This is a genomic window from Tannerella forsythia (genome assembly GCF_003860135.1).
GTDB classification, from domain to species: domain Bacteria; phylum Bacteroidota; class Bacteroidia; order Bacteroidales; family Tannerellaceae; genus Tannerella; species Tannerella forsythia_A.
Map to the genome: position 1 here is coordinate 1 of NZ_RQYN01000059.1, position 13,816 is coordinate 13,816.

Consider the following 13,816-nt stretch of genomic DNA (forward strand, 5'->3'; position numbering starts at 1 on the left):
GTAGCCAACACCTCAACGCCCGCAAGGGCATAACAATTAACAATTGACCATTGACAATTAATATATGTCAGGCTTACAGCCCTCCGACGAAATACGATGCCTTTTTCCCCAACGCTCCGCTGCGCTCCACATTGGGCTGAATTAATGCGCCCCTGCGGGGCTTTTACAGCTCTCAGCCATCAGTATTCGGCTAAACAGCTCAACAAATCAACAGCTCAACGCTTCAACAACTAAACAATTCAACAACTAAACAATTCAACAACTAAACAAATCCCCCCGCCGGGCTGACCGCTGACGACCATTAATTTACGCTGACCGGTGAAACGCTTGCATCTTTGGTCGGAAAAGCGTATTTTTGCAGCCGGTTTATTCTGAACGATTTATATTAACAAAGGAACATAAAGATGATTAACTCACAAGACATTAAGAAAGGAACGTGTATCCGCCTCGACGGAAAACTTTATTTTTGTATCGACTTCTTGCACGTAAAGCCCGGAAAAGGCAATACGATCATGCGTACGACGCTGAAAGACGTCGTGAAAGGCAACGTCATCGAACGACGTTTCAACATCGGCGAGAAGCTGGAAGACGTACGCGTAGAACGCCGGCAGTATCAATACCTCTATCAGGAGGGAGAAGAATATATCTTCATGAATCAGGAGACGTTCGAACAGGTGCCTATCGCGCGTGATCTGATCAACGGGGTCGATTTCATGAAAGAAGGGCAAACGGTCGATGTCGTTTCCGATGCTTCGACCGAGACGATCCTTTTCGCCGATATGCCGATCAAGGTGCAGCTCGCGGTGACGTATACCGAGCCGGGACTGAAAGGCGATACGGCCACGAATACGCTGAAACCCGCCAAAGTAGAAACCGGAGCGGAGGTGCGCGTGCCGTTGTTTATCAACGAAGGCGACATCATCGAAATCAATACGCAGGAAGGTTCGTATACCGGCCGGGTGAAATAATCGACCGGCACCACGTGAACGTATCATAACGTATTAAGATGTAGACGACGATGGACGAACGACTTCGCATCAAAGAGCTGGCGGCGGAAGACCGCCCACGCGAGAAGATGCTGCTCAAAGGCGCCTCTTCACTGAGCGATGCGGAGTTGATCGCCCTGCTCATCGGTTCGGGAAACAGTCACGAAACGGCCGTACAACTTGCTCAACGCATCCTGAGCAGCGTCGGGAACAACCTGCATACGGTCGGGAAACTGACCCTCAGGGAGCTGATGGCATACCGAGGGATCGGCGAGGCCAAGGCCGTGACGATCGTCGCCGCCATGGAGCTCGGCCGGCGGAGGGGACTGTCCGAACCGCCCGAACGCCCCCTCATTCGATCCAGCGAGGATGCGTTCCGGCTGTTTTACCCGCTTCTGTGCGACTTGCCGCACGAAGAATTGCGGGCGGCCTTTATCGGCCGCAGCGGGAAAGTGATCGAGCAGGCCGTCATCAGCCGGGGGGGAACGAGCGAAACCACCGCCGACCTGCGCATCGTGATGAAAGGGGCGATCAACACGTTGTGTTCCGGCATTATCCTGTGTCACAATCATCCGTCGGGGAACATACAGCCCAGCCCGCAGGACGACCGCCTTACGACACGACTGCAAAAAGCGGCGCAACTGATGGATATCCGTCTGCTCGACCATATCATCATCAGCGACAAATCTTATTATAGCTACGCCGACGAAGGCAAACTTCCCGACAACGTTTCGGTGTAGAAACCCTTATCCTTCGGGAAACTGACCCGAGACCAGAACAATGAGAATTTAAAACAACAGAAACAATGGACAATGAATTTCTGAAGACAGAAGAAGAAATCGTGAAGATGTTGCGAACGGTCTATGACCCGGAAATTCCGGTCAACATCTACGATCTCGGACTGATATACAAAGTAGAGGTGGATGACAGCCAAAACGTGGAAATCGACATGACGTTCACCGCTCCCAACTGCCCGGCGGCCGACTTTATCATCGAAGATGTGCGCCAGAAGGTCAGCTCGATCGACGGGGTGCGGAACGCGCAGATCAACATCGTCTTCGAGCCGGAGTGGAACAAGGATATGATGAGCGAAGAAGCCAAGCTCGAACTCGGCCTGCTGTAACCCGACCCGAAGAACCCGTGAAGAAAATCTACTTCGCATCCGACGTCCACCTCGGTAACCGCTATTCGGACGACCCGATGGCGGCGGAGAAACGCCTCGTCCGATGGCTCGACGAAATTAAACACGATGCGGCGGCCGTGTATTTCTTGGGCGACGTCTTCGACTATTGGTACGAATACAAATACGTCGTGCCGCGCGGACACGTGCGCTTTCTCGGTAAGATCGCCGAGCTGAGCGACCTCGGTATCGAAATCCATCTCTTTATCGGCAATCACGACATCTGGATGTTCGACTACCTGCCGCAAGAAGTCGGAGCCGTCATACACCGCCAGCCGCTCGATACGGAGCTGTTCGGCAAACGTTTCTTCCTCGCGCACGGCGATGAAGTCGGTTATCAGCCATTCAAATATCGCTTTATTCAGCGTATCTTCCGTAACCGCCTGTGCCAAATCCTTTACGCCACCATCCACCCGCGATGGACGTTCGGCTTTGCCCGTCGCTGGTCCCTCAGCAGCCGTAAGAGCGGACTCGCCGCCCAACGACTCGCGGCCGCACAGGCGCGCAATATCGAATCGCTCGAAGCCTTCGCGAAAGCATATCTTCCGACGCATCCGGACACGCGCTTCTTCCTCTTCGGTCACCTGCATCTGATGGTCGACAAACCCATTACCGACCATGCTCGCCTGATGATTCTCGGCGACTGGATGCAATTCTACTCCTATGCCGTCTGGGACGGCCGGCAGCTCGAATTGAAGCAATATTGAGACGTTCCTCTTTCTCCAATCGGATGACGTTTGTTTGTGCCTCATGCTATCGGGTTGTAATCCATGCCGGCATCATCTTCCTCTTAGCGATTGTATGAATCGGTTAAACACAGACACGTCCGAAAGAACGATGCGTCCTTCCAATACATCGCCCGGTTGCATGGTAACCGTCGGAGGAAAAGCGATCCGCACTTCGCGTTGGCGACCATCGCTACGTGCCGGGATCGTCGAGATATGAGAGACGGTCGCTTCCGGCGAACCGGACAGCGGGTCGTGAATCATTACCCGGTTTCCCTGTCGCATCAATAGAATCCGGTCTTTGGGTACAAGAGCAAGGCCATAGACCGTATCATTCGATTGCTCGATGACGATATGCACCGGCACCGTTTCGCGATAGGGGATATACATTGACAGGATGCACAGCGCCGCCAGTGTCACGCCGATGATCACCGTGCCATAGCGGAGTAATACAGGGGGGATCTGTCCGATAATGTTACGGACTTTCTCGCTCCGCAATTCGATAGGTCTCCGTTCTTCCATGTCTACTTTCCCAACTCTAACTGGTTACGTACTAATTCATAATACCGTCCTTTCCGAGCTGTCAGTTCGGCATGCGTACCGGTTTCCGCTATTCGTCCGCCTTCGAGCACGACAATCCGGTCGGCATGCTTGACGGTGCTCAGGCGATGTGCTACCACAACGACTGTCTTGCCTTTATAAAATTCCGACAGATTCTCTACGATCGCTCGTTCGTTATTCGCATCCAACGCATTCGTGGCCTCATCCAGAAAAACAAACGGCGGGTTCTTGTACACCACTCGCGCGATCAGGATACGTTGTCGCTGCCCCTGACTGACCCCTTGCCCATCCTGCCCGATTTTCGTATTGTATCCCAACGGCAAACTTTCGATATACTCGGCAATATGGGCCGTTTGGGCGGCATGACGCAGACGGTCGGTATCGATCTCATCGTCCGAGACCGCGATATTGCGGGCAATCGTATCCGAAAACAGGTATCCTTCCTGCATCACCGCGCCGCATTGCGTGCGCCACCATGCGGGATTGAATTGCGACAAGTTCTCACCGCCGACGAGCAGTTCGCCTTCGTTCGGCATGTAGTAGCCGAGCAGCAATTTGATCAAGGTCGTTTTGCCGCTTCCGCTGGCCCCCACGATGGCCGTGACCTTCCCCTGCGGGATGTGCAAGTCGATGCCTTCCAGCACATAATCCGGCCGGGCGCCGTCGTATCGGAAGCAGACATTACGAATGTGTATATCCGTTTCCACATCAGGTGGTAGGGCGGTTATGGAACGGCCCGTGCCTTCGTCGTTCTGTTGAGTGTGAATCTCATTCATGCGATCGAGACTGATGCTGACATCCTGCCATTGATAGATAAAACTCATCAGCTGCTCGACCGGACTGTTGAGCTGTCCGATGATATATTGGATCGAGAGCATCATACCCAAGGTCAGACTGCCATTGATGACAGCTGTCGCCGCTAATACCGTCACAAGGATGTTTTTCAGTTCGTTGATAAAGATACCGCCTGCCTCCTGATTTTGTCGCAGGTTGAGCGATTGCATGTTCACGTCGAACAGGTCGGCCTGTACGTCTTCCCATTCCCATCGCTTACGCTGCTCACAGCCTTGCAGCTTGATCTCCTGCATGCCGGTAATCAATTGGTAAACGACATTACGGTTCATCCCCTGCTGTTCGAACATCTTATAATCGAGCAGACGTCTTTTCTTCAGAAATATCCGTATCCATAAGCCATAGAGTATGCTTCCGGTGATGAAAACCGCAAAAATCGGAGGATGATAGACGAACAGTACGATCGAAAAGATCATAAAGGTGAAGACGGAGAAAACGATCGAGATCGTTTGATTGGTCAGGAAGTTTTCGATTCGTCGGTGGTCTTCGATACGTTGCAGCAAGTCGCCTGTAAGCTTGGTATCGAAAAACTTCATCGGCAGCTTCATCAATTTAATAAAGAAATCGGAGATCAGCGAAACGTTGATGCGCGTACTGATGTGCAGCAGAATTTTCCGGCGGATGAAGTCGATGGCCGTACGACTGAAAAGCAGGACCATCTGTGCGATCAGCACCAGCCAGATAAAGCCGATATCCTTGCCTTGAATCCCTGTGTCGACAATGGCCTGCGTGAGGAACGGGAAAATAAGTTGCAGCAGGCTGCCGATAAACAATCCCAGTATAAGCTGTCCGAAGAAGCGCTTATATTTGATCAGGTATTTCCAGAGGAAGCGGATACGGTTTTCCGAGGGAAGCCTATCGCCTTCCTGTTCGTAAAATGACTGTGTCGGTTCCAGCAGCAAAGCGATGCCTTTCTCTTCGCCTCCGGTGCAGGTGCTGATCCAGTGCCGGCAGAACGCTTCACGCGAATAGGTAACGAGTCCCTTGCCCGGATCAGCGACCGAAACGGTGTATTCTTTCTTCTTTTTCCGGATGGCATATACCACGACAAAATGCTCCTGATTCCAATGCACGACGCATGGAAGCAATGCTTTCTCCGCCAACTTGTCGAACGTCAGTCGTCCTCCCACGGTGCGAAAACCGATCTGTTCGGCTGCTTTGCTGATACCTAAGAGCGATACTCCCTCACGCCCGATAAAACATTGCTCGCGCAGATGATCCAGCGTATAATGTCGCCCGTAATGTGCAGCAATCATCGTCAGGCACGCCGGCCCGCAGTCCATCGCATCGGGTTGTTTGACAAAGGGGAAAAGCATGAGGTTATCTCTTGGAACTTTCTATTTTGTTGTATTCCTGAAGACTTTCGGTCTGCTTGACGCTGACCTTTTTCCCTCCTCTGAAAGAGTACGACACCGATATTTGCAGATATTGCTCATTCGTTTGGTTCGCATAGCTCTTCCAGAGTTTGGGCGTATCGGTTTCGATGATACGTCCTTTTCGGAAGAGTTTACATTTGAGCCGGCATTCCAGCTTGTCGTTGAAGAACTTTTTGTATACACTTCCGCTCATTTCATATACAGTCCGGTACCGTTCGTTGGTAAACATATAAGTCGGTTCGTAATATCCTTCGAGAGTGGCACCCGTGTTCTTGGAGAACGTGAAGTTGTTGTTCATCGAAAAGTAATATTTGGACTGGTTGCTCACTTTAAAATCTTCCGTCTCCGAACCGTACAGGGAATACATCGCACTGGCTTTCAGCTGCCACCACGACGTGGGTTGGAGGCGTGTCTCCAGATTGATCCCCAGCAGTGTTTCGTGATGACCGTTTTTGGGCATTATGTAAGTGAGCAGCGGATTCTCGGGATCTACTCGGGTAGAATGATAAATCGGATTTCGCCCATACATATATATACCGCTGACCGAGACTTTGTCAAACAGTTCTAACCCGGCCATCACTATGCTTTGTTTGGGAGCGATCAGCTCCGGGTTGCCTCTGATGTATGAGTGTTCGCTCTCGTATTTTCGATAAGGACTTATTGCGCTGTACGGTATCTCATCGACGCTTCTTTTGTACGAGAGCATAAACAGATGTCCTTGGTCGGGATTGATCATGTAGAGCAAATCGGCCGAAGGGTAAAGGTCCCAATCCGAATGTTTGCTGCTTGCTGTACGGTCGGATGGGTGGTACTCGATGCGGTTCTGCTGTACCCTCAGCCCAATTCCGTACTGGAAATTGTTTATCTGTCCCTTGAACTCGGAGAAGATAGCCGGCATCTGCCCGCGTGCTTCGGGTTTTTCGGTGATGTTTCGGAAGTCACGCAGGTCGTAATCCGTACGGATCAACCGATAACTCACTCCGGTGCTCAACGCGTTGCCGGATGTGAAGAGTTTATCGTAAGAGATTTGTGTTTCCATCATTCGGGTGATTTGCCGGGAGCGGCTTTCGGTGACTCCGGCGGCGTATTCCTGACCAAAAAGCCTGGTTTTCATCCGGTCTTTTTCGTTGTTCTGAAGATAATCGGCCACGACGGCAAGCTCGCTGCCGTTCTCGTCCGTGACGTAATTGTATCGCGCCGTAGCCTGATACTGCAAGTAATCGTAGGGTGTTTCGATGGTCGATCGGCTGAGCGTTTTCCCCTCGGTCGTGATCTTCTCGCTTCGTATGTCATTGGTTGGCTTGGCATGGTGGGTGGAGAGAAAGAAGGAGGCTCCGAGGGTCTGATTCTCCGTCAGGTCGTATGTAAGACTCAGCCGGTCATGAATATATCTTCCCCAGCTCCGATATTGCTCGACCGTATTGATCTTCGTGCCCGATTGCCGGAAAAGAGTTTGGTTTTCAATATCGCCGATTGCTTTGGAATCGTTGTAGTAAAGGCTGTTATAAAGGCTCAGCTTTTTGTAGCGATAACTGTAGGTAGATGTGAGATGATCGCCGGTGAAACCATATTTGCTCATAAAAGTAACTCCTGCGCTTAGTCGTCCGTAGTATCCGCCCTGCGGTTGCTTTTTAAGTTGGACCCGGATAACGGCTCCTTTGATCGAGGCGAGCTCTTCACTCCCGGCCAGATAATCGACTTGTACGGTCTGAATCTGCTCTGCCGGAATGGCGGCCAGCTCTTTCTGGTCTTTGATGCGTATGCCGTCCAGATAAATCACGCCGATGTTTTGTCCCAGGACTTTTAAGAGCCCGTTTTCGGTCGTTATACCCGGCAGAAAGGGAAGCAATTCATTCGCCTGCTTGCCCTGAGCCGTTTGCTCACCCTGAAGATTCACCGCATACCCCCCGGGACTTCGCTTTATCCTTCGGACTGTGACAACCACATCTTCAAGCTGTTGCGTGATGGCGTTTAGCACAATTGTTCCCTTCTCGCCTCTCGACGGATCGATCTCTTTCGTTTCATAACCCAGCATCGAGATACGCAGGAACGATTGACCGGAATGAGCGGAAGAGAGTACAAATTTGCCTTCGCGGTCGGTGATAGTTCCCGTGATCAACGTCGTATCGGGCAATGCATACAGCGCGATATTCGCGAACTCGAGAGGTTGGTTCTGTGTATCGACTACGCGACCGGTGATCTGTGCGGAAAGCGGCCACACCATACCGCTCAGCAGAAAAAGCAGTATCCATTGAAATGTTCTCATGATGTTTTGATATTTATGTAAATGAACGAATCGACTTTAATTTTTATTATATACGAGGAGGTGAATCGTGCAACTCGTTTTCTCCTTCCCGGTATGTTTATAGACGAGCAGAGCGGATGGGAGGTTACATTTTTCAGAAGAAAGAATATATTCTCCGAAGTCCGTTCATAAAGAGATACCCTCTTCTTTACTTTTTACCACATTGTTCAATTTAATTTTTGACTTGTTATTTTTTCTGAATGTGTAGCGCAGCAATATCCACGGACGCCCTGACATGCTCGTCATCTCTTGCCGATGATATGCAGCATACGTATCGGCCTGCGTAGTCGTTTCGGTTGACAGCTTTCCGATAAAATAAGGTAGTGCTACGGCGATATAAAAATCTTTCGTGAAATTATAGTTTACCTGAATCTGAGAGTAAGCCGGTGTGAGCTGCCTGATACGCGAAAGAGGCGTGTATTCGTAACTCCGATAGTCAATATCGCCGCCAAAATACCATTTCTTATAACTGTACCATAGACCGGCACTGAGTGCAACACTTGACTTGGAAGGCATTCCTGAGAAATAATCCGTAAGATGATATGCCCCGATATAGACGCTACCGCGGTTTTCTTTCAGATGATACTGAATGGTTCCTCCGGCTGAAAGGGTGCTGAAGCGACCCGAATTTCTATATGTATGAACAAAGATGCCGTTTGCACTGTAACCGAACGGTTCAATAATGTCGGTCGAAATATCGTACGAAATAGACGGGGTAACATAAAATCCCTTTTTATTAAAGGTCTGAGACAACTTGAACTGATGTTTTTGCTCGGGTAACAATTCGGGATTTCCTTTCGTGATTACGAGAGGGTCGGTAGAGGTATTGTAGGGATTCAGATGTCCGACTAAAGGAGCCTGATTGGTTAATGTATAGCCCATTCTTATAGAGTAGTCGTTACTGAAGCGATAAGTAATACTTAACGCTGCACGCGGTTTGATATAGCCGTTCGACACATCGCCTGCTTTCAGATGTATGTCTTCCAGACCCGCTGAAGCCATATACAACAGGTTGCCGACCTTGCTACTAAACGAAGCATACAAATAGCCATTCCAGGCCTTATGAAGGAATACGGGAACTTTATCACTTACCTTATCAATGTGATCGTTTATGTAGCGTGTCGACATTCCGATGTTTAAACTATTGGCATCTTTCCAGTCGATTGAATAATCAAGGTTCAGGTTGGCTGATGAACGCTCGCTGTCATATCGATAAAGGAAATCATGTAATTTACCGGAGTACGTTTCGTTGCGTTCTCCATTGTTTTTATCCCTGTTTTTGTTGTAGGCAAGTGTGACTTCGAATCGTTGATTAGGTGAAAAATCGTGTAGATAATAAAGACTTGAAGTGAGAATATATGCGTTGTTTTTATGGAGCGACACATAATCAAAGAGCCGTAACGAGTCGGTTTTGGAAGAGCCGTCTCCCCAGCTCCTAATTTTCTTGTCATTTTGTCTGCCATATATATGAGCCGCAAAAAAATCCTTGTCAGTCAGACTCCATTTGAAGAGTAGTTCACCTAAAAATTCTCGACTGTTATTTCTTGTCTTTCCCGTACTTTGCTTGAGATACTCTGTGTTTCTCTGCCACATATCCGAACGGCTGTCGTCTTTATGGATGATATTTCCTGCCCATCTTCCATATAAAGAATATTTCGGATTTCCTATCTCGAAATAAACGACTCCCATACTGTTCCGCAATGGAATATCATGTCGCGTAGCGGTCTGAAAAAACAAATATGGTTCACGTTTCTTTTTCAATTTGATGTTCAGTATGTGTTTGATACCCTGTTCTACATAGCGAGCACTGACCACGTCGATCACTTCGACGGACTCAATGTCTTTCGGATTAATCGGAGTTATTCCTGAATGCATCATTTTTCCATTGATCAACACCTGCATCTTTCCTCCATCTCGCATGCCGACCGATTGCATCGCCTCGTTGACCGCCAATCTTGGAATTTCTCGCAATGCACGATACGGATCACCGCTGTTTCTGGCCTTTTCGGACAGATAGAATATTTCGCCGGTCGCTGTGCGTTTCACCAAATCACTTTTCTTGGCCGTAATAACAACATCGTTGAGCCTGATATTTCTCTCTTCCAACAATACGAAGTCTGTATGTATGCTACGCTGGATCATACATTTCTCCTCAAACGGAGTAAACCCCGGATAAACGATTTGTAGCCAGTATATCCCCTCGGGAAGTTCCCGAATCATAAACCTTCCTTTCTCATCACTTAGTCCCGCCGCAAACAGCGAGTCGTTTATCGAGAGTAAGATTTGAACACCTGTCAACGGATTTTTCTCTTTATCCGTAATTTTGCCGGAGAAGGAATATTGTGCGAATCCTCCATATGTCCCAACAATCAAAACAAGGAATAAGATCGTTTTTTTCATCGTTCATTGATTTATTATTATAACGAAATAGCTACGTTTTTTGCTACAGACATCATGTAGAAATCTAAAAGAAGTATCATCATAAGCTATACATAAATATATCCAGAATGAATGATCTGATCTTATAACGAGCTCGTTACTCAGCATCGTCAGGCACGCCGGCCCGCAGTCCATCGCATCGGGTTGTTTGACAAAGGGGAAAAGCATGAAGCTATAACCTGTCTTTTTCTTCTTTTGCAGCTGACTTTCCACGATATTTGAGACTCTGCTGATTGAAACGATAAATTAGACTAAGAGAAAAATTCCACTGAGAATAGTTCTCGTTTTGGTAGAACGTGAATTTATTGATCTTTGCATGTTCGTAGTAGTCTAATTTCCGTAAAAGATCGTTTGCCGACAGCTTTACATCAAGTCTGTCGTGCAGGAATGATTTTTGCACGCTTACGTCCAATGACTGAAACGGATCGAACCGGAAGATTCGCTGACTGCCTCCGCTGTTGTAATAATAATTGACAGATGCCGTATAACCTGCGGGTAGTTTGAAATAGTTCCCACATTGGATATAAAAGTTGAGATGGTTATAATGGATTGTTTCTCCAAGGTACACACTGCTGAGATATGGTTGGATCATACCTGCTGATAACGACGGATGCCAAAAGCCGAATGAATGTCGCATGGTTAAGTTGGCTTTCAGGTATTCGGCTTTTTTGAAATTCTGCCATGTGCTGACTATGACGGATGGATCAGTGGAAGGGCTATCAACAAAGGAATCGGAAATAAAATCGTTTGTTTGTGTATAACTTGTCCGAAAGGTTATCCATCGATAACCGAATATCCACTCTAATATATAAGACGTTTGAGGCTTTAGGTTCGGATTTCCTTTCTGATACAGAAAACGGTTTTGGTAATAGGTCCGGCCATTCAGATACGAGAGTGCCGGTCGAGCTGTTTTAGCCGAGAAAGACAGAGAATTAGTTATTCCGTTTTTTGTATAAGACAGGGTCGCAGAAGGATAAAATTTACTGTCGGAATCGCTCAGATTGTTCGCGGCTTCATTTAAATCCGTGTGTTTTCTTTGTACATTTTCATAGCGCAGGCCTGCATGAACCGAAAGGGCGTCGCTCTTGAACGTATATTCCATAAACCCTGCATACTTACGTTCATGACTTGTGTAACGGGAATCATTCAGGGCACCTGACAGGATGTCGAGTGTTCCGCTACCGTCGATCGCACTGTATTCCACTCCGCCCGAAAGAGAGTGGCGCTCATTCAAGCTGCCGTTCAGGATAAATTCTGCTGCATAGATATCGTAGGCGGAACGAATCTCGGAATCGGTGATATAGGTCTTCTGAGGCATTATTTCTCGAATAGATTGTTTCCGGTTATCACGATAACATACATAGTCCATGTTCAGTGATGACGACAGCCAGTCACTCCATTGAGCATTGTGGAACATGTTGAACTGTACATTGTCTGTTATATCTTTTGTATCATTCGGACTTTGGAAAGTGCCGCTTAAGATACGGTTCATTTCGACACTGTTTTGTTCGTGCGTATTAAACCGATTGTCTGTTCTTGAACCAGTAATCTGGAAGCCGACAATTTGGTTAGGTCTTATTTCATAATCTGTATTGATGCTGTAATTATGTATCTTAGAAACCGGGAACTGCGTCCTGTCTGTCGTGTATTTTCGGACGGTATCTGCGTGAATCTCTTTGATCAGGTATTGATATGCTTTATTCCGGTAATCATAGAAACTATAATAGGCTGATGCGTTCAGTTTCTCATTTTTGTATCCGATTCTGATATTTTCCCAATGGCTGAACTTTTCGCTTTGTGCCGCATACGCTCCTGCCAAAACTGACCAACCCGATTCTTTTCGGAGTGTATATATTTTAATGACAGCGTTTACATCGGCATCATATGTCGCACCGGGATTCGTGATCAACTCGATTTTCTGTATATTCTGCACATTAAGTAATCCGATCTCATCCTTATTTTTCACCTTTCGATTGTTGATGTAATAGACAGGCCGTCCGCTACCAAAGACTTCTATCGTTCCTTTGTTATTGATAAGGCCGGGCACTTTGCTTAGGACATCATAGACCGAATGCTCCTTTGCCAGAAGTGTATTCGCAACGGTGGTCGTCAAAATACCATTCCGGCTACTGATAGCAGGGCGGTCGGCTGTAATTGTTATCTCTTTGATCCCGAGCGATGCTTCGTGAAGAACGATCGGCTGTAGCTCCGTACCGTAATCCTCCGATGCGATCTCCCGTCCGAAGTCCTGATATCCCACGAACGAAACCTGCAGCCATGCTTTTGATTCAGAATATCTTGTTCCCAGTGTAAACCGTCCTTCTGTATCGGTGGTCGCTCCAGTCATGAAAGTCGTATCGGGCAATGCATACAGTGCGACATTTGCAAACTCTACAGGTTGGTTCTGTGTATTGACCACGCGACCGGTGATCTGCTGCTCTTGTCTTTGTTGAATAAAGCACAAAAAGAATGATAGGAAGTATATTACCATAATCAATATATAAATGCAATAATACTTTTTTTAAAAGGGTTACTTAGAATGCTTTATTTCATATAGCATGTCTAGTAGCATGTCTAATTTTTTTGTATCAACAGGACAATTATCAAAGTTCTTGCCTGATATTTTATGTTCTAATCTTTGTAGATTGCAACCGCCATCACAAATGGGCAGTAAGATGCATTTTAAACATTTTTTATCGTTAAACATGTCGGTACCTAATATATACTCTGAGATTAGTGTCATATTATATTCATTTGAAAAAATATTTCCAACTACTCGATCTTTTTTTCCTACATCAACCCAACATTTATAAATTTCTCCTTTGGTTCCTATAACGAATGAATTAATTTGAGTTGCAACACATCCTCCTATTTGAGGGGAAGGGAATAAATCAGTATTATTGAAGTTGTATTTTCTGTAAAGTTTTTGAAGATGAAGGGCTTGGTTTTTATTTTTGATATATTCAATTTTACATCCGCTATTGTGTTTATTAACGTATTTCATTTGAACTGAATAATTCTGATTTCCCCACCTTTTGGTCAACATCTCATATAGTAATGGAAAATCTTCCTCATTTTCAATATGAGTATTCATTCTAATGATAACATGACATTTAGGTATTATTCTGAAAATATTTTCTACATTGTTCAAAATGATATCAAAAGTAGGTGTGCCATTCTTATGTATTCTACTTTTATTATGTTGTTCTCTTAATCCATCAATAGATATCTGGATTGTATTAAGGTTGTACCTCTTTAACAATAAGCATTTTGTCTTGTCTAAAAGATAGCCATTGCTTACCATAGAATGGTTTTTAATGGCTCTATGTTGATTTGAGTGGGTAATGGAAATTCCTTCCTCCGTTTATGTAGTATACCATATCCATAAAGTT

10 protein-coding genes are annotated in these 13,816 nt (G+C 46.8%); 4 read left to right on the forward strand and 6 right to left on the reverse strand.

Going from position 1 to position 13,816, the window contains the following annotated elements; translation table 11 throughout:
- Nucleotides 1-404 precede the first annotated feature (404 nt).
- The 4 genes from efp to EII41_RS11855 all read left to right on the forward strand — a co-directional run bounded on the left by efp (nucleotide 405) and on the right by EII41_RS11855 (nucleotide 2,873).
- Nucleotides 405-968, forward strand: a complete 564-nt coding sequence (efp, locus tag EII41_RS11840; protein ID WP_124752574.1) for an elongation factor P — start codon at nucleotides 405-407, stop codon at nucleotides 966-968.
- A 50-nt stretch (nucleotides 969-1,018) separates the two neighbouring features.
- Entirely contained in the window at nucleotides 1,019-1,726 is a 708-nt protein-coding gene (radC, locus tag EII41_RS11845; protein WP_124752575.1) for a RadC family protein, read from the forward strand.
- A 65-nt stretch (nucleotides 1,727-1,791) separates the two neighbouring features.
- Complete coding sequence (locus EII41_RS11850) at nucleotides 1,792-2,109, forward strand: metal-sulfur cluster assembly factor (protein WP_124752576.1); 318 nt, start codon at nucleotides 1,792-1,794, stop codon at nucleotides 2,107-2,109.
- Nucleotides 2,110-2,186: 77 nt separating this feature from the next.
- Nucleotides 2,187-2,873, forward strand: a complete 687-nt coding sequence (locus tag EII41_RS11855) for a UDP-2,3-diacylglucosamine diphosphatase (RefSeq protein ID WP_411292605.1) — start codon at nucleotides 2,187-2,189, stop codon at nucleotides 2,871-2,873.
- 72 nt (nucleotides 2,874-2,945) lie between these two features.
- Here EII41_RS11855 and EII41_RS11860 read toward each other — a convergent pair whose 3' ends face one another.
- The 6 genes from EII41_RS11860 to EII41_RS11885 all read right to left on the reverse strand — a co-directional run bounded on the left by EII41_RS11860 (nucleotide 2,946) and on the right by EII41_RS11885 (nucleotide 13,728).
- Nucleotides 2,946-3,413: a hypothetical protein gene (locus EII41_RS11860; RefSeq protein ID WP_124790762.1), complete on the reverse strand. Its 468-nt coding sequence runs from the start codon at nucleotides 3,411-3,413 to the stop codon at nucleotides 2,946-2,948.
- A gap of 2 nt (nucleotides 3,414-3,415) precedes the next feature.
- A complete protein-coding gene (locus EII41_RS11865) occupies nucleotides 3,416-5,620 on the reverse strand; it encodes a peptidase domain-containing ABC transporter (RefSeq protein ID WP_124790763.1) in 2,205 nt (734 codons plus the stop codon).
- Nucleotides 5,621-5,624: 4 nt separating this feature from the next.
- Nucleotides 5,625-7,946, reverse strand: coding sequence for an outer membrane beta-barrel protein (locus tag EII41_RS11870; protein ID WP_124790764.1), 2,322 nt, complete (start codon nucleotides 7,944-7,946; stop codon nucleotides 5,625-5,627).
- A 165-nt stretch (nucleotides 7,947-8,111) separates the two neighbouring features.
- Nucleotides 8,112-10,385: a TonB-dependent receptor gene (locus EII41_RS11875; protein ID WP_124790765.1), complete on the reverse strand. Its 2,274-nt coding sequence runs from the start codon at nucleotides 10,383-10,385 to the stop codon at nucleotides 8,112-8,114.
- A gap of 211 nt (nucleotides 10,386-10,596) precedes the next feature.
- On the reverse strand, nucleotides 10,597-12,915 hold the full coding sequence (locus tag EII41_RS11880) for an outer membrane beta-barrel family protein (protein WP_124790766.1): 2,319 nt from the start codon (nucleotides 12,913-12,915) through the stop codon (nucleotides 10,597-10,599).
- Between the two features lie 39 nt (nucleotides 12,916-12,954).
- Complete coding sequence (locus tag EII41_RS11885) at nucleotides 12,955-13,728, reverse strand: radical SAM/SPASM domain-containing protein (RefSeq protein ID WP_260425574.1); 774 nt, start codon at nucleotides 13,726-13,728, stop codon at nucleotides 12,955-12,957.
- Nucleotides 13,729-13,816: the final 88 nt, after the last annotated feature.